The organism is Pedobacter sp. TM02 (assembly GCF_059705275.1).
This window is the reverse complement of sequence record NZ_AP046530.1, coordinates 2,220,654-2,239,153: the sequence shown is the minus strand read 5'-3', so window position 1 is coordinate 2,239,153 and position 18,500 is coordinate 2,220,654. Positions and strand designations below refer to the sequence as shown.

Below are 18,500 nucleotides of genomic sequence, written 5' to 3'. Positions count from 1 at the left end.
TTTTGACCGCAAATGGAAATCAACTTAACTGTAAGGCTATGGCCAGTATTTCAAGCGCTATTTTCGACAGATTATTGGCGTCGGTATTGCAAAAAACAATCAGCACCTGCTTGCTTTCGGGTAATTGCAGATAGGTGGCATTATAACCCATAATATTTCCGTTGCGTTCGATGGCTTTAGTTTTTTTGTCGCCGATGCTAAGCGTTTTAAGATAGCCTCCAGGCGTAACTTCTTCGCTGGTTGCACTTCGACCTGTTTTAAGGCCTGGCTGATAAAGCCGGGCAAGCGAGGCGGGGCTCAGTACTTGGCCAGCTGCCAAAGCTTGGTTGAGTTTCAGCAATTCGACGGGCGTAGTGAAAATAGCTCCTGCTCCAGCATAGTTCTCTAAAAAAAGCGGAGCTTTTGCCGAAAATTAAACTGCTATGTTGGGGTGCGGGAGATTTGATGATAATCCTTTGTGGCAAGACCAATCGTTATCTCCATCAGCTCAAGCTATAAGGAAAGGGCAGAAGGTATATTTCAAAAGAAACAACTGTAAGGTTTTTGTTATCATGGCGTTGTAATATCACACCTGAAAATATTTAATATGTGTTGCTTTGCTTAAATTTGATTTTTACAAAGGAGCAAAATGGATTCGTTAGAAGATTTTTATCAGCAGATTGGCCGTGGCACCAATAACGATTTGAGGGGCCTGCTGCCAGAAGGCATTAACAAGGAAATTGGGCATTTTAATGTATTTGATACCAATGAGCTCTTTAAAAAACGGCAGCAAAAAGCCTTTATGCCCTACAACCGGAGAGATTATTATAAAATCAGTTTGATTAATGGTCGCAACAAAGCTGAATATGCCGATAAGGTTATTGATATAGCGCAAAATGCATTGTTGTTTGCCACGCCTAAAATTCCGTACCATTGGTTGCCACAGGATGATAACCAGGCAGGACATTTTTGCATTTTTACAGCCGATTTTTTGGCCCCAGGCAAAAGCGGCGTACAGCTTGACGAGCTTCCCATCTTTAAGGCAGGTGGTTATCCTGTGTTTGAAGTAAGCAATGAAAGTGCTTTGGAAATCAGGAGTATATTTGAAAAAATGCATAAAGAGCTGTCGTCGACGTATGCTTTCAAATACGACCTCTTGCGCAACTATGTCATCGAGCTTATCCATTATGGCCAAAAACTGCAGCCTGCTACGGCACTCTATCCGGCACATAGCGCTTCGGCTAGGGTTTCATCGCTTTTTGTAGAATTGTTGGAGCGTCAGTTTCCCATCGAATCTCCTCAACAAACCCTCAAGTTGCGTACCCCTAAAGATTATGCCGATCGCCTGGCGATCCATGTTAACCACCTTAATAAAGTACTTAAAGAGCACACGGGCCAAACCACTTCAGAACTGATTGGCAAGCGCTTGGTACAAGAGGCCAAAATACTGCTCAAACAAACCGAATGGAACGTATCTGAAATTTCTTACAGCTTAGGATTTGAAGAAGTTGCCCACTTTTCTAATTTCTTTAAAAAACAAACAGCAATGTCGCCCTTGAAGTTCAGGTCTTGATAGAGATTTGAATTTTGCAAATAATAGATTGATGTTTGCAAACACTCCTATATGGTCTGCTGTTAACTTTGGAGTATTAAATCAATAGCGAATAATGGAACAAAACAAAATTGCACTGGTAACCGGCGGCAGCCGTGGACTGGGAAAAGATATGGTGCTTAACCTCGCCAAAAATGGTATCGACATTATATTAACCTACAACAGCAAACGGGAAGAGGCTGAGGCTGTAGTGAAGCAGATTGAAGCATTGGGCCAAAAAGCAGTAGCCATACAGCTGAATGTCGGCAATTCTAAAGCTTTTAACGATTTTTTTGCCCAAGTTGGCGTAAAGCTGAAAGCGCAATTTGGTACCGAAAAATTCGACTTTCTGGTAAACAACGCAGGCATTGGCGCCGACCAGTCGTTTGCCGAAACAACCGAGGAAGTTTTCGACGAGCTGATGAACATCCACTTTAAAGGTGTTTTCTTTTTAAGCCAAAAGGCCCTGCCACTACTTAACGATGGTGGCCGTATCATCAATATTTCTAGCGGATTGGCCCGTTTCAGTTTTCCAGGCAAAGCGGCCTATGGCTCGATGAAAGGTGCAATCGAAACTTTGAGCAGGTACATGGCCAAAGAATTGGGTAGCCGTGGCATTGCCGTCAATGTGGTGGCGCCTGGTGCCATTGCAACCGATTTTGGCGGTGGCGTAGTAAGAGATAATGCCGAAGTTAATAAAGGCGTAGCCAGTGTTACTGCCTTGGGCAGGGTAGGGCAACCCGAAGATATTGGTGGTGTAGTTGCTTTTCTCTGCACCGAAGCAGGCCGATGGATTAATGGCCAACGCATTGAAGTGTCGGGCGGCATGATGCTGTAGATTTTTTTGATCAATACCGAAGCCTCCAACTTACTTGGAGGCTTTTCTTTTTGTGCCAATAGTGTATAAATAGCCTTTCGTTTTTCTTATTTTTGGTTATCACAACCACTTGATCCCAAAATATGTCGTATTGCACAGCCATAGAAACCATGACCGCCGAGAGAAAGGCGCTCCACAAAAACTACCACGATAACCACTATGGTTTTCCCATACACAACGACAACGAGCTGTTTGGCCGTTTGGTGCTCGAAATCAACCAGGCAGGCCTGAGCTGGGAAACCATCCTAAAAAAAGAAGAAGGTTTTAAGAAGGCATACAGCAATTTCGACATCAAAAAAGTAGCAGCTTATACAGCGGCAGATCGCGAAAGGCTGTTGGCCGATCCGGCAATTATACGCAATCGGCTCAAGGTAAATGCGGCCATCGAGAATGCCAAAACCATACTGGGCCTGCAGCAGGAATTTGGTTCTTTCGAAAAATGGATCGAACATCACCACCCTAAAAGCAAAGAGGAGTGGGTAAAACTATTTAAAAAGACCTTTAAGTTTACCGGCGGTGAAATTGTGAACGAATTTTTGATGAGCATCGGCTACCTGCCCGGCGCACACGACGAGCATTGCAAAATACAGCGCGAAATACTGAAGCATAAACCCATGTGGTTGCAATCAGCCTCCATTTGATAACTGGAATTACATACCAATCTAAAAAGCCCGATGCTTCGCTGGCGCATTGGATAGAAAGTTTTTGGCTGTTGGCCAATATTACGGACGAGGAAAAAACAATAAGCATTTTGCCTGACGGCAGAATTGACCTTTTCTTTTCCAAAACCGCTACAGAACCTTTCCATGTGGTACTCTTGGGGTTGGAAAATAGCATGTCAAGTACGATAATCGCGCCTCGAACCCTCACTTTTGCCGTAAGTTTTAAATTACTGGGTGCCGAATACGTGCTCAAGCAATCTGTAGCCCCCTTGCTCAATGGGGGCATGCACTTGCCCAACGATTTTTGGGAGATGGAAGTCGCCGATCTTGACAACTTTGACGCCTGTTGCAATAAGGTTTCCCAAAAAATAAAGACGCTGCTTAGCCAAGAATCCGATCCGAGAAAATTGGCCCTGTTTAACCTGATTTACGACAATAATGGCGATTTGCCCGTTAATGAAATGGCTAGCAAAGTGCATTGGACCAGCAGGCAGATTAATCGTTATTTTAACCAATGGTTCGGACTTTCCCTAAAAGCCTATTGCAATATTTTAAGGTTTAGGGCTTCTTTTGCCCAGATCAAAGCCGGAAAGTTTTTCCCCGAGCTGAACTTTGCCGATCAGGCGCATTTTATACGAACCGTAAAAAAATATGCCGGCGTGGCACCTAAGGCACTCAACAAAAATAAAAACGACCGATTTATTCAATTTTCTACCTTGCCAAAGAAATAGTTTTGCCTAACTAATTTCAATGACAATGTTAGAAACACCAAAAAATATAGCCATTATTGGCGGCGGACCAGGTGGTTTAACCTTAGCCCGATTATTGCAAATACAGGGCGCCAAAGTAAAAGTATACGAAAGAGACGCCAATAAAGAGGTACGTGTACAAGGTGCCACCTTAGATCTGCACGAAGAATCGGGATTAAAAGCATTGGCAGAAGCAGGACTGATGGATGCTTTTAAAGACAATTACAGGCCAGGGGCTGGCAAGATGCGCATTGTAGATCATAAAGGCACGATATTGCACGACGATGCAACAGATGAAAGAGAAGAAACCCGACCAGAAATTGATCGTGGCCCGCTGCGAAAAATCCTGTTGGATTCACTGCAACCCGAAACCGTGGTTTGGGATAGCCATTTTAAATCGCTCGTACCGAATGGAAACGGTTGGGCCATCACATTCATGAATGGCACATCGGCTATTGCCGATCTTGTAATTGCGGCCGACGGTGCCCACTCTAAAATCAGGCCGTTCATTACGCCAATCAAAGCATTTTACTCTGGAGTTACCATGGTAGAAGGAGTAGTGTATCATTCGGCCATCCAAGTGCCCAGTCTGCATCAATTACTCAACGGTGGAAAGGTTTTTGCACTCGAAGGAGGCAAAACTTTAATCGTTAGTTCAAAAGGCGATGGCAGCCTCGTGTTTTATACAGGCTGTAAAACCGACGAGCATTGGTGCAAGAAAATAGATTTTTCGGATAAGACCCAAGTATTGCATTGGTTTAAAAGCACTTTTGAAGGTTGGAGCGAAGCTTGGTTGGCGCTGTTTGACAAGGCCAGCCTACCTTTTATAGCCAGACCACAATACTGTATGCCCTTGGATCAAACCTGGGAAGCTTTGCCCAATTTAACTATGCTTGGCGACGCGGCCCATGTAATGCCTCCATTTGCAGGCGAAGGGGTAAACATGGCCATGCTGGATGCTTTGAAGCTGAGCGAGTGTTTGGCCAAATACCCAAGCGCAGCCGAAGCTATTGCGCATTACGAAAAAGAAATGCGCCAAAGGGCAAGTGCAACAGCCAGAGACACCTTAGATCAAACCGAATTGATGCATACAGCCGATGGCTTGAAAAACATGCTCGAAATGTTTGCAGGACATTAAGGCTTTTTACTGCCCGCATTTTTGTTTTTGGTTAGCTTGGCATGTACTACATCAAACCCTTGGCAGTTTACACCAGCGTCTGGACTTACATCTGTAATAAGCAATATGGCATACCTTGCCGTTGGCTTAAAAACTAACCTATTTGGCTTTAGGCGAGGTTTCTTGTTTTTTTCAGGATGGCCAAAGACCGCTCGTCGAAAGTACTTTCCTGTAAAGGCATCAACACCCTTTCGAACAGTTCCATCAAGTCGGGGGTATGATTGGCTATTTTTTGGGTTTGTATGTTAAAATGAATAAATTTTGTCCAAAGCAGGGCCTTGAGTTCGGTTTCGTCCTCGTTCCACATTTTCAGCTCCACTAATAAAATCTTATCGGTGTATTGGATCAGTTGCGATTCGATGACTACGGTTTCCATCGTAAATGCTGGCTTGATGTAGCTGATTTGATTAGAAAGGACAACCCAGCTTACCCCGCTGCTCTTTAAGAATTTAAACACATCAAGTCCATAGCTTTCGGCTATCTGATCTTCGCGGGCATTGATAAAATAATCGAGGTATTTCGAATTGTTCAAGTGGTTGAAAGGGTCGCAGTCTTGAAACCTGATTTTTCTTTGGGTTTTTAATATCTTTTCCATGTTGGAGGTTTTTAGGCTACATACCAATCGGTATGTGCGGGGTTAAAAAATTTTAGTCCTTTATTCTGTCAATTATTTCGTGGTCAATAAAATCCATAGCCTTGTCGATATAGCTTTCGTCGTTATGGGTAAAGGCGAGGAGCGAGCTGCCTTCAATCATGGACAGGATAACCTTGGCATAGTCCACGGTGTTGACATCCTGTTTCAGTTCCCGGCTTCGTTTTCCTTCTTCCATAATCAACATAAGGCCATCCAGCATCCTTTTCGAGAGATTTTCGGCATGTTTAAATAGGAGCGGATTGATATATTTGGTGTCGACACCAACTCGCAACATCGGGCAGCCGCCCATATCCTTAACCAGTTTATAATAGCCACGCTGATAAGCCGTAATGGCATGCAGTTGATGAATGGCGCCCTGAGTAGCGCCAATTAGCCTAAAAAGTGGATAAATAGCCGTTCTTACATTCAATTCGAAAGCCTTTTGGGCCAGTTCTTCCTTATTGGCAAAATTGCAGTAAATAGCACCTTTGGTCAATCCAGTTGCCTGGGTAATATCGGCCAAACTGGTGCCTATATAGCCCTGCTTGTTAAAAATGGGGGCAACTTTTGCCAATATAAATTCGCTGGTGTTCATGTTTTTGCCATTAAGCATAAGGCTTCGGCAATAAAGATAGCAATTACATACCAATCGGTATGTGAAAATTTAAAATAAAACAACAACGCTTTTGTAGGCGCCTTTTTATTTTAAAATGAGGCAGTTTATTGAAACTAAGCTTCGTGGCTAGGTCCGGGTTCGCTATCGTCCGTCTCTTGGATAAACTCGGTTGGTGTTTTTCCAAACTCCCTTTTAAACTCGTTGCTGAAATATTTCCTGTCGCTAAAACCCACAGCATAGGCAATTTCCTTAATGTTGAGCTCTCCCTGTTTTAAAAGTTGGGCTGCCCGCTTTAAACGCATCGCTTTTATGAATTCGTTTACGGAAACTCCGGTTACCGCGCGTATTTTCTTGTAAAGTACGGCCTGACTGATACCTATGATGGTACTGAGTTTGGGAATAGAAAAATCACTATCTCCAATATTTTCTTCCAAAATATGGATCAGTTTTTTCAAGAAAACCTGGTCTAAACCAATAGGTTCGGGTATTTGTGGACTGAGGGAAAGCAGCTGTGCATACTTTTTCTGAAGCAATGTTCTTGAGGCAATCAGGTTCCTTACATTGAGCCTGAGCAGGTTTACATCAAACGGTTTGGTGATATAGGCATCTGCACCGGTTTCGAGACCGTTTATTTGGTGGATATAAGCGGCCCTGGCCGTAAGCAATATAACAGGGATGTGGCTGGTCCGGTCGTCGGTTTTAAGCTTGTGGCAAAGCTCAAATCCATCCATGCCAGGCATCATTACATCGCTGATGACAAGATCGGGTAGTTTCTGGCTGCAGATTTGCCAGGCTTCCAAACCAGAAGAAGCCTCGAGAATCTGATAGTCTTGCTGAAAGAGGTGAATAATAAACTTCCTGATTTCAATATTGTCGTCGGCAATGAGCAGCTTCTTGCCTTTTTTCGAAGTCACCTCTTCTGTAGCGTGCAAATGGGCTTCTTGTTGCGGATAATAGGTGTGGTTTTCTGAACCTGCCTGATGCTGCAAGAGTTCGGCCGCGTTAAAATGCGCTGTTCCCTTGAGCAGGTCAAAGCCGAAGCAGGTTTTTTTGTCGCCAGCCTGTTCAAGGCTTAACACTTTGATTTGGCCATGGTGAAGCTCAACAATGCTTTTTGAAAAGGCCAATCCAATGCCGGTTCCGATGTTATTTGGTTCGTCGGCCTGGTAAAAATTGGTAAAAATATTCGCCTGGTCTGTTGCCGATATGCCTTTGCCGGTATCGGTTACCGAAATATTGACCTTATTTGGCTCGTTAACGATTTCGAGTACAATTTTACCTCCATCCTTTGTAAATTTAAAGGCATTGGAGAGGAGGTTGAAGAGCACCTTTTCTATCTGTGCCTTATCGAAGTAAATGCTTATTTCGGTCTCTTGGCATTTAAAAATATAGTCAATGTTCCTGCTCTCGGCCATATTCTTGAAAGCCAGATAAATTTCGTTGCAAAAGCTTACCATGTTTTCGGGGCCGACATGAAGCCTCATTTTGCCAGCTTCTGCCTTCCTGAAATCCAATAGTTCGGTTACCAAACGCATCAGCCTATCTGTATTGTTTTTGACCACGAGCAGCTGTTTGTTCAATCCGTAATCGCTTTGGGTTTCGTTGAGCAGCTTGTCTAAGGGGCCGAGAATGAGCGTAAGCGGGGTTCTGATTTCGTGCGAGATATTGGTGAAGAAATTAAGCCTCGACTGGCCGGTTTCTTTTTCCTTTGCCAAGAGGGCTCTAATGAAAAGGTATCTTAATACAATAAAAACAACTGCACAGATGACAATCAGGTAAAACAAATAGGCCCACCAGGTTTTGTAAAATGGCGGGCGCACTTCGATAAGCAGCCTCGACACCTCCGTACTCCAAATTCCGTCGTTATTGCATCCTTTGGCCAACAGCACATAATTGCCCGGCGAGAGGTTGGTATAGGTAGCGGTAGGCGTTTCTACATAGTTCCAGTTTTTTTCAAAGCCTTCGAGCTTATAGGCGTATCGGTTTTTTTCAGGCTTGATGAAATTGAGGATGGCAAAGTCGATGGAGAATACATTTTGCCTCGATTCGAAGGTAATCGATGGTGCTATGCTGATGTTTTGGGGCAACAGTTTGTTTTCGGAATCTATTTCAACCGGCTTATTGAACAATTTGAGTCCCGTGAAAATTACTTTGGGCGCAGCTTTGTTTTCCTTGATCTGGCCGGGGAAAAAGCTGATTAAACCGCTGAGGGTACCAAAATAAAATTCTCCCCTGCTATCTTTTAACGAAGAATGGTAGTTGAATTCGTTTGATGGAAGACCGTCTTTGACATTATAGATCCTAAATGAGTTTTCTTTTGGGTTATACTTGGCCAAGCCATTATCCGTGCTGATCCACAGGTTATCCTGGTCGTCTTCTAACAGGCCAACGATATTGTTGCTCGGCAAGCCTCCAGTCTGACTAAAATGAAGGTAACTATTGCCTTTGGCATCGACTTTATAAATACCGTTGCGGATTGTTCCTATCCAAAAGTTGCCCTTCCTGTCTTCCAAAATACAACTGGCGCCACTACCGGCAAAAACCTCTTGGTTATTTATCTTTTTGGGTATAAAAGCCCGACTGTTGCGGGTTAACTGATACAGATCGTTAGTGGTGGCCAGCCAAATAGAATTGCGCGAATCTTCATAGATGAACGCAATGGGATCTGTGTTTCCATTTACTTGATTACGCCCAAATTTGCCTGTTGCAGGGTCAAAAATGTTTAGCCCGCCGTTGGTGCCTACCCAAAACCTTCCTTTGCTGTCTTCAAATAAAGAGGTAATTTCATCTGAGCTAATCGACGTGCTGTCGCCTTTTTTGCTTTTATACCTCGTAAAGCTTTCGCTGGCAGGATTGAACAGGTTAAGTCCGCCTAAATGTGTGCCCACCCATATACGGCCTTTCTTATCCTTTAAAATGGCTTTTATTAAATTTGAACCAACGCTGTTGGGGTTGTTGGGGCTAAAGAGATAATGGCGATAAGTGTTGGTTTGCCGGTCGAAATAATTGACGCCTTCGCCTTCGGTTCCAATCCATAGGTTATTTTGGCTGTCTTCGGTAATGGCACTGATTACCCTGCCGCTTAGGCCTTTGTTGTTGGGTTTGCTGCTGTAAATCCTGAATGGCGTATGGTTAGGGTAAACCATGTTTACACCTCCAAAATAAGTGCCTATCCAAATAATGCCCTGTTTGTCTTGAAATATGTCGTAAACAGAGTTTTGGCTCAAGCTGGCCATATCGCCAGGCGTATTTTGTAAGATGGCCAATTTTTGCGTTGCAGGATCGTATACGTTGATGCCGTGCAGGGTGCCTATCCAAAGCTTGCCCTGGGCATCGATAATGATTTTTCTGATGTTGTTGCTTACAATGCCCACCTGGTTTTTATCGGAATAGGAGAGCGTAGTGAATTTTTCGGAAAGCAGGTTTAGTTTGCTCAATCCTGTTTGCTTGGTGCCTATCCAAAGGTTGTTCTCGCGGTCTTCGACCAAAGTAGTTACCCTGTTGTCGACCGCCTGGTTCATTTTGCCGTTGAAATCAGGATATTGCTTAAATGTGGCTTTGTTGTTGTTAATGGTGATACACAGGAGGCCAGAATTTGTTCCTACCCAAATCCTTCCCCAATGGTCTTCGGCTATGGCCCAAACCTTAAGGGCTGGGTTGGTTAAGAATCTTTTGAAGGAACGGTCTTTTTCCGAATCCAAAAGATTTAACCCATCTGATGCGCCGATCCAAATGCGTTTTTTGCTGTCCTGAAACAGGCAGTTCACTTTGTCGCTGCTTAAACTAGCCTGGTTTTTCGGATCATGCAAAATCCATTCAAAGTCATCGCCTTGTTCGTTGTAGATGCTCACGCCACGAGAACTGCCTACCCAAATGTTGCCGCTTTTTGTGGTGAGAATAGACGCCAGAAAATAGGATGAACTTAAGCTGCCAGGTTTGTCTTTTTCGTTAATGTAGGTCTTGATGGTTCTTGAATCATATTTATTAAGGCCAAACCTGGTTCCGAACCACAAAAATCCCTTGCCATCTTGGCCAATAGAAAGGACAGAACTTTGCGAAAGTCCGCTTTCCAGATTCAGCTGTTTAAAGGCAATATTGTTCTGGGCAAAGAGTGCCGGCGAATACAGTAGTAGTACAAAAAAAAGTATCGAGCACTTAGTCATCATCTTGGGTAGATACACACCGATTAAGGTAGATAAAAACTAAGTTACAATTTTTGTTAAAGTGATTCACGAGACTATTAAATTATTAGTGAATAGAATTTTTACCCCATTTAGATAGGATTTTCACCCTATCGAATTTCAATGAACCTATAGTTTTGGATAATGTGGCAATCGGATTTACCGGGATGCTTTAAAAACTATTTACTGTTTTCATAGAAAAGAAAGGAGAGCGAGCAAGAAACCAATCCACAACAAGCGCCACCTAAAGGCAGGTGGAACCATGCTATTAAGCTTCTAACCAATAAACTTAACCTAGAGTATGAGAAACATCTATCTATTTTATGCAATCTTACTGTTGCTGTTTAACCTTCCGGCAACAAGTTACGGGCAGTCTGTCCAGTTTGAAGGTATTGTGTCCGACCAAAGCGGACAAGCCTTAGAAGGCGTAACCATTACGGTTGATGGAACCGATTTTACAACCGATCGTTTAGGTCATTTTCAACTGAGCACTACCTTGGGTGCTGCCGTTCGTTTTTCGCTCGACGGCTATCAGGTCAAAACCGTATCGGCATCTAAAGAAAACCTCAAAGAAATTAAGCTTGAACAAATTGCAGGCAAAACCGTTAACCTGTTGTACCAAAAAGTGTCGAAAAGCAGGTTGCTCCAGTCGGTTGCCGAAGTGGGGAACGAAGACCTGGTTAAGGCGCCTGTAAACAATGTGCGCAATGCCATTGCTGGTCGTTTGGCAGGCCTCAAGGTAAACAATGGAAGTGGCAATCCGATATTCGACGGGGCTTCGTTGACACTGAGAGGGCAAACGCCAGGCATTATGGTGGATGGCGTTTTTCGCGATTACCTTTCTATGGCGCCTGAAGAAATCGAATCGATAACCGTATTGAAAGACGGTTTGTCTACGGCTTTGTTAGGCCAGCGCGGTTCGAATGGTGTGGTTTCTATCAAAACCAGAAGTGGCCAGCCCGGAAGGCTCCAAATTTCGTTAAAAGCACAAACCGGAGTACAAAAACCTTTACAGATTCAGCGTCCGTTAGGCGCCGCGCAATGGGCAACGCTTTTTAACGAGGCCATGGTAAACGACGGAGGTTCGCGTGTATACAGCGATGCCGATATACAGGCCTATCAAAATGGCACTGATCCGCTAGGACACCCTAATGTAGATTGGTTCAATACTATACTAGAACCTAAATCGTGGTACTCGAGGTACAACCTGTACGCCTCTGGTGCCTCTAAAACTGCAAAATACTTCACTTCGGTCGACTTGCTCTCTAACGATGGCTTATTCAAAACCGATGACAAGAATCCATATAATACCAATACCAACTTCAATCGTGTTTCTATCCGTTCAAATATCGAAGCAAGTTTAACCAAAACTTTGTCGCTAAACGTAGGCGTTTACGGCAGGATACAGGGTGGCAACGAACCAGGTACATCGTCAGATAACATTTTCAATGCCTTGTACAGCACGCCAAACAATGCCTATCCGGTTTTTGTGAGGGGCGATAGTTTGGGTACTTCATCCGATTATCAAAGCAATATTTGGGGACTTTCTACCAGATCGGGTTATACCCAACGCTACAACAGGGATTTGTCTTTTGATGTGGCACTTAAGAAGACTTTAGATGCCGTATTGCCGGGTTTATGGGTACGTGTGGCCGGAACCTACAATACAAGTTTATCTGAAGTAACCAACAGGAACAAAACCTATGCTTCTTTTCAACGATTGGTGAACAGCAGCACCAGTGCGGTTACTTACCAGCAATACAGCGCCAATGGCCAATTGGGCAACCCTAGTGGCATCAGCCAAAGCATTTCCAGAAACGTTTACCTTGATGTGCGCGCCGGTTACAGCAAGGATTGGGCAACCGACCATTCGTTGGATGTATTGCTGATTGGCAATACGCAAAACGTGGTAAGCGCTTATGCAAACCTTCCCGCTATTTATAACGTAGTGGGTACACAGGCCAGCTACGCCTATAAAAACCGTTATTTGGCTGAGGTTGCCCTAAGCTATAGTGGCTTTAACGGTTATGCGCCAGGCAAGAGATGGGGATTTTTTCCTTCCATAGGCTTGGGTTGGGTTATTTCTGACGAGCCTTTTATGGCGGGAACAAAAAACTGGCTGAGCAACTTGAAATTAAGAACAACTTATGGCCGTAATGGCAATATTAATGTCGGTTATTTTGCTTATGGACAATACTACGGAGGTGGAAACAGCTATGTCATCGGCAGTGGAGCTACCAGTGTTTCGGGAGTAACCATGGGCGCTTTGGCTAATCCCGATATTACTTGGGAAAAAGCCGATAAAATTAATGTAGGCATGGACTTGGGCTTATTCCATGACAAGTTTACATTAGGCGTAGATTACTACAACAACCGCTTTTTTGATCTTGCCCAGGTTAGAGGCAAAAACACGGGCTTGTTAGGTACGGCGTATCCAAACGAAAACATTGGACGCGAGCGCTATACAGGTACAGAGTTTGAGCTTACCTATAACGGAAAAAGCGGAGAATTCAACTATTTTGTTTCAGGAAACTTTACGGCAAGACGAAGCAAGTCGCTTTACTTTGATGAGGTTAATCAGCCTTACAGCTACATGAACAGAACCGGCCAACAGGTAGGACAGGCCTTTGGCTATATTGCCCAGGGATTATTCTCATCTGATGCCGAAGCGGCGGCCTCGCCAAGTACAGAGGGCTATGTGGCCAAAGGCGGCGACATCAAGTATGCCGACCTTAATGGCGATGGCGTGATCAACTATTTAGATGTGGCGCCAATTACGCCAAACAAGCCTATTTTGATCTACGGTGTTTCCTTTGGTTTCTCATGGAAAGGTTTAGACCTGTCTGTTCTGGTTGAAGGCAATGCCAACCGCTATGCAAACATTGGAGGCAACCGCACTTTTGCCTTTACCAACAATGGCAAGGGGCAGGCCTGGCCAATCGACCTGGAAAGATGGACACCGCAAACAGCTGCTACGGCAACCTTCCCTAGGCTGTCTATCGCCAACGCGGCGCATAATCAGGCTACTTCGTCTTTCTGGTACCGCTCGGCCAGCTATGTTCGATTAAAAAATGCGGAAGTCGGCTATACCTTGCCGCTCAAATGGTCAACAAAACTAAAATTGAGCAATGTACGGTTCTTTGTAAACGGACAAAACCTGTTGACCGCAACGCCACTTGACTATTTGGACCCTGAGGGTTTAACCAATCAATATCCGTTGCAACGAGTAATGAACATGGGTGTTAACGTGAAGTTTTAAAATTATGAAAACGAAATATCTAAATATTTTGGTATTGGCAGGATGTGTTTTTACCATAGCCAGTTGCCAAAAGAACCTGATCGAAAAAGAGCCCTTGCAGAATCTGAAGGAAGACATCGTGTTTGATACCACCGATTCTATCGGCTACTATACAGAGCAGTTCTTGAACAATATCTATACTTATGTGCCTAACGGCTACAACAGAATCGACAACAACTACCTTGATGCCGGATCTGACGATGCCATTGCCTCTGGCCTGAATACCAGTATTGAAAGTTTTACCCGCTCAATGCTGACCGCCAACAACAATCCGGACGATGCTTTTAGTAAAAACTATACGGGCATTAGGCTGGCCAATATCATGCTGGCCAATATCGACAAGATTAACCTGATCAGTTCCAATGCAGCCAATAAGGGCTATTGGAAAGCTGAAGCAAGGTTTTTAAGGACGTTGTTTTACTTTGAGCTGGTAAAGCGTTTTGGTGGCGTTCCTTTAATTGGAGATAGGGTATTCAGTTTTACCGACGATTTGAACCTGCCTCGCAACAGTTATGACGAGTGCGTAAACTACATCGTATCCGAATGCGATGCCGTCATGCCACAGTTGCGAAAAGATCCTATTGACAATACCAATTTGGGCAGGGCAACCCAGGGTGCCGCTATGGCCCTGAAAGCAAGAATGTTGCTTTATGCGGCCAGTCCTTTGTATAATACCCAAAACGATCTGACCAAATGGACCAAGGCCGCCGATGCCGCCAAAGCAATTATGGATATCTCAAGTGGCAAGTTCGCCTTGGAGGGAACCTATGCCAATGCCTTCCTGTCGCGTACCAGTCGTGAAGTCATTTTTGCTTTTCAGGCAGCCAACAGCAATACCGTCGAATATTCAAATTCTCCGGTGGGTTATTTGGCCAACAATACAGTTAGCCAAGGCCGAACAAGTCCTACCCAAGAATTGGTTGATGCTTTTGAAATGGCTAATGGTAAAGCCATTACCGACGCTACTTCTGGCTACAACGAAAACAATCCTTATGTAAATCGCGACCCGCGCTTTTACCAAACCATTTTTCATAATGGTATGACCTGGCTGGGCAGAGGTGTTGAAGCCTTTGATGGAGGCCGCGATAGACCAGGAGGCGTATCTACACAAACCCGTACAGGCTATTATGCCCGCAAGTTTATGGGCAGCAACACCAGCGGAACAACTTACGCATCGGTAACCCATAACTTCCCGATTTTCAGGTATGCAGAAGTATTGCTCAACTATGCCGAAGCCAAGAATGAAGCCTCCGGCCCTGATGCAACCGTATATGCAGCTGTACAAGCTATTAGGCAACGTGCCGGACTTAACCCTTTTGCCTTGGCAGCGGGTTTAACCCAGGCGCAGATGCGGGATGTGATCCGCCACGAGCGCCGAGTAGAGATGGCTTTTGAAGAGCAACGCTTTTGGGATATCCGTCGCTGGAAAATAGCCGAACAGGTAATGAACAGGCCACTAACAGGCATACGCATCACCAAAAATACAAGCACAGGTGTATTGAGCTATGCTCGTGTACCTGTAATTACAGCTGTGTTCACGGTACCCAAGATGTATCTATACCCAATCCCTTATTCGGAAATGGTAAAGAACAACAGACTTCAACAAAATCCAGGTTGGTAACATTTAGCTTAGAAAACTATGAAAATATCTATATATAGTCTATTAATAGGCCTCTTCATGTTGCCTGTTATCCTTGCCCAAGCGCAACAAATTTCGGGAAACGTCTCTGACGACAAAGGACCGTTGGTTGGTGTAAGCGTTTATGAAAAAAACCTTTCCACAAATGGTACCTCTACCGATAATAATGGCCATTTCATATTAACCTTAAAACAAGAAAAGGTTTTGGTGTTCAAGCTGGTTGGCTATTTAACCAAAGAGGTGAGCATTACACCAAACCAAAAAACCATCAATATTACCATGGCCGAAGACACCAAAGGCTTGGAAGAAATCGTAGTATTGGGATATGGTACACAAAAAAAACTGACCAATACCGGTTCGGTAAGCAGCATTACCAATAAGGATCTGAAGCAAAACCCTACCACCAACCTGCAAAACTCCCTGCAAGGACGTTTGCCTGGCTTTTTCGCCGTACAGCGTAGTGGCCAGCCAGGGTTAGATGCTTCACAATTCTTTATCAGAGGCGTGTCTTCTTACGTAGGGGTAACGGCGGCCAACGGTACAACAAGTAGCGTAGCCGGAACAACCTCGCTTGGAAGTTCGAATAATGCGCTGATTATTGTCGATGACATCGAATACAACATGAGCGACGTACAGCGCCTCGATCCGAATGAAATTGAAAGCATTTCAATCTTGAAAGATGCCGCCACAACAGCCATTTACGGGTTAAGGGGCGCGAATGGTGTTTTGGTCATTACCACAAAACGTGGTCAAACCGGCAAGCCATCTATCAACTTAAGGCAGGAGTTCGCTTTACAAACCTGGTCTTACAGACCCAAATTCTTAAGGTCGTACGAAAATGCTTCGTTGTTAACAGAGGCCGAAAAGAACTCGGGAATGACTACAACCACATTTACGCCACAGGATTTGGAACTTTTCCGCACCGGAGCCGATCCTTACGGACACCCTGATGTAGATTGGTGGGGTACGCTGACCAGGAAATCGGCGCCACAATACCGTACCAACATCGACATCTCGGGAGGTAGCAATACCGTAAAATATTTCATTTCGGGCGGTTACATTTCTCAGGACGGTATGTTCAAGAACTTTGGACAGGAATCAGGATACAACAGTGCCTTTTGGTACAACCGTTACAATTTCCGCTCAAACCTGGACATTCAGGCCAATAAAAACCTGTCGTTCAGGGTTGATGTGAACGGTCGTTTTGGTACCACCAACAGACCTTTGAACAGGGGAACGATTTACGACGGCCTTTTAATGACAGAGCTGTTTATCTTGGCGCCCTATGCTTATCCCATTTACAACCCTAACGGTACTTATGGCGAAAATAAGGCCACCAATTCATCGCAAAACATCGTCGCCAAATTAGCCACCAACGGTTATAGCCGCGATTATGCCAACGATTTGAATGCCGTATTTGGAGCTACGCAAAAATTAGACTTTTTAACCAAGGGGCTTTCGGCAAAAGCCAATATTTCTTATGCCAGTAGCCAAAGCAACAACCGTACGTTAAGCCGTTCTAGTTTCCCTTCTTACTATTATAATTCGGCCGATGGTTCGTATCGTTTGGCTACGGCAAACTTGTACAGGCTGCCACCTCCTTCGCTTTCTACTTCTACAGGCTTAGCCTTAAAGGTGTTGCAAATCCAGGGAATATTGAACTACGATAACACGTTTAAAGACCATCGTGCCTATGGAACGGTTTTGATCGACCAAAAATCTGATGTTGGCCGTGATGGAACAAATTTGCCTTGGGTGTATAGAAGATATACCGGTCGTTTTGGCTACAACTACAAGCAAAAATATTTGGTGGAGTTTATTGGCGGCTACAATGGTTCTGACAGGTTCCAAACCTCAAAACGTTATGGCTTCTTCCCGGCTGCCTCGGTTGCCTGGAATATTGCCGAAGAAAAATTCTTTCAAAAAGCACTGCCTTTTGTTGATGTCTTCAAGCTTCGCGCATCAAGAGGTTTAACGGGTAATGATGGGGTAGCCGGCAACTTCGGTTATGTTTATCAGCAAACTTATACCACAGGCAATGGTACGCAGTTTGGACAAACTCCGGGAACTAACTTTAACGGTGTTACCGAAGGACGTTTGGCCAACTTGGACGTGACTTGGGAAAAAGACCTGCAAACCAACTTTGGGGTAGACCTGAATATGTTTAAGAACAAGCTGAATATCGTAGCCGACCGTTTTTATGGAAAACGCTATGACATCCTGACCAATAGATCAAGTATCTCAGGAATTTTCGGGGCAAGCCTGCCGCCTGTAAACTTGGGTATAGTTGAACGTAACGGATGGGATGGGGAAATAACCTATAAAAACCAGTTAAAGGATTTTGGCTATAGTGTAAACCTGACCTACAGTTTCTCTAAGAACAAAATCATCGAAAAAGACGAAGCACAGCCTAGATATCCATGGTTGGCCGAAACAGGTCATTCTATTGGTCAGAACTTTGGCTATTTGTTTAATGGCTTTTACAGTGCAGCCGATATCGCCGATCCGAACGTAGCCAAGCCCAGTATTACCCCGAGACCGGGCGACTTGAAATATCTCGATATCAATGGCGACAAGGTAATTGATGCGTACGATAGGAGAGCAATTGGTTCGCCTAGCTTGCCATCAAATGTAATTGGCTTGAATTTGAACTTTAACTACAAGGGCTTTGGTCTGGCTTTAGCCTTCCAGGGATCGTACAATTTCTCGATTGCATTAAACTCTGAAGGTCTTGGCTTTAGCAACTACCAGCCACTGCAACTGTTAAGGTGGACACCAGAAACAGCCGCCACGGCGCAATATCCGGCATTGGGCGGTACCAGCATCAACGACGCCAGAACGTTTTTCTCCGATTTCTGGTTGCTCGAAGCCTGGTATGTTCGTTTGAGAACCGCCGAGTTTTCTTACCAATTGCCTGATTCGTGGATAAAACCAGTTGGATTAAAGGGGGTTCGGGTATACACCAACGGCAATATGCTGTTTACCAAAACCAATGTAAACAAGAAGTACCAGGTAGACCCAGAGTCGATAGGGGGAGCCAATACCGGTTATCCTGCCCAACGTACTTTCAATTTAGGCGTAAATGTTACTTTTTAAG

At 44.4% G+C, this 18,500-nt stretch carries 12 protein-coding genes; 8 read left to right on the top strand and 4 right to left on the bottom strand.

Annotation, left to right across the window (positions count from 1 at the left end):
* Positions 1 to 19 precede the first annotated feature (19 nt).
* Complete coding sequence (locus AC6H1S_RS09370; RefSeq protein ID WP_497563413.1) at positions 20 to 340, bottom strand: hypothetical protein; 321 nt, start codon at positions 338 to 340, stop codon at positions 20 to 22.
* A 288-nt stretch (positions 341 to 628) separates the two neighbouring features.
* On the opposite strand from AC6H1S_RS09370, the gene AC6H1S_RS09365 reads away from it, so the two are divergent.
* The 5 genes from AC6H1S_RS09365 (at position 629) to AC6H1S_RS09345 (ending at position 4,996) form a co-directional block, all read left to right on the top strand.
* Positions 629 to 1,552, top strand: coding sequence for a helix-turn-helix domain-containing protein (locus AC6H1S_RS09365; RefSeq protein ID WP_497563412.1), 924 nt, complete (start codon positions 629 to 631; stop codon positions 1,550 to 1,552).
* Positions 1,553 to 1,646: 94 nt separating this feature from the next.
* Positions 1,647 to 2,408, top strand: a complete 762-nt coding sequence (locus AC6H1S_RS09360; protein WP_497563411.1) for an SDR family NAD(P)-dependent oxidoreductase — start codon at positions 1,647 to 1,649, stop codon at positions 2,406 to 2,408.
* A gap of 122 nt (positions 2,409 to 2,530) precedes the next feature.
* On the top strand, positions 2,531 to 3,088 hold the full coding sequence (locus AC6H1S_RS09355; protein ID WP_497563410.1) for a DNA-3-methyladenine glycosylase I: 558 nt from the start codon (positions 2,531 to 2,533) through the stop codon (positions 3,086 to 3,088).
* Entirely contained in the window at positions 3,085 to 3,840 is a 756-nt protein-coding gene (locus AC6H1S_RS09350; RefSeq protein ID WP_497563409.1) for a DUF6597 domain-containing transcriptional factor, read from the top strand. The genes AC6H1S_RS09355 and AC6H1S_RS09350 overlap by 4 nt, the downstream gene beginning before the upstream one ends.
* Positions 3,841 to 3,865: 25 nt before the next feature.
* Positions 3,866 to 4,996 (top strand): FAD-dependent oxidoreductase, encoded by a 1,131-nt coding sequence (locus AC6H1S_RS09345; RefSeq protein WP_497563408.1) that lies wholly within the window; start codon positions 3,866 to 3,868, stop codon positions 4,994 to 4,996.
* Positions 4,997 to 5,144: 148 nt separating this feature from the next.
* Here AC6H1S_RS09345 and AC6H1S_RS09340 read toward each other — a convergent pair whose 3' ends face one another.
* The 3 genes from AC6H1S_RS09340 to AC6H1S_RS09330 form a co-directional block, all read right to left on the bottom strand.
* Positions 5,145 to 5,630, bottom strand: coding sequence for an acyl-CoA thioesterase (locus AC6H1S_RS09340; RefSeq protein ID WP_497563407.1), 486 nt, complete (start codon positions 5,628 to 5,630; stop codon positions 5,145 to 5,147).
* A gap of 52 nt (positions 5,631 to 5,682) precedes the next feature.
* The gene (locus AC6H1S_RS09335) at positions 5,683 to 6,264 is read right to left on the bottom strand and encodes a TetR family transcriptional regulator (RefSeq protein WP_497563406.1); all 582 of its coding nucleotides are present in this window, start codon (positions 6,262 to 6,264) and stop codon (positions 5,683 to 5,685) included.
* 134 nt (positions 6,265 to 6,398) lie between these two features.
* The gene (locus AC6H1S_RS09330) at positions 6,399 to 10,451 is read right to left on the bottom strand and encodes a hybrid sensor histidine kinase/response regulator transcription factor (protein WP_497566010.1); all 4,053 of its coding nucleotides are present in this window, start codon (positions 10,449 to 10,451) and stop codon (positions 6,399 to 6,401) included.
* Positions 10,452 to 10,767: 316 nt separating this feature from the next.
* On the opposite strand from AC6H1S_RS09330, the gene AC6H1S_RS09325 reads away from it, so the two are divergent.
* From AC6H1S_RS09325 to AC6H1S_RS09315, 3 genes are read left to right on the top strand one after another with little or no spacing between them, the layout of a single operon-like run.
* A complete protein-coding gene (locus AC6H1S_RS09325) occupies positions 10,768 to 13,725 on the top strand; it encodes a SusC/RagA family TonB-linked outer membrane protein (RefSeq protein WP_497566009.1) in 2,958 nt (985 codons plus the stop codon).
* A 4-nt stretch (positions 13,726 to 13,729) separates the two neighbouring features.
* On the top strand, positions 13,730 to 15,385 hold the full coding sequence (locus AC6H1S_RS09320; RefSeq protein WP_497566008.1) for a RagB/SusD family nutrient uptake outer membrane protein: 1,656 nt from the start codon (positions 13,730 to 13,732) through the stop codon (positions 15,383 to 15,385).
* An 18-nt stretch (positions 15,386 to 15,403) separates the two neighbouring features.
* Positions 15,404 to 18,499: a SusC/RagA family TonB-linked outer membrane protein gene (locus tag AC6H1S_RS09315; protein ID WP_497566007.1), complete on the top strand. Its 3,096-nt coding sequence runs from the start codon at positions 15,404 to 15,406 to the stop codon at positions 18,497 to 18,499.
* Position 18,500 lies beyond the last annotated feature (1 nt).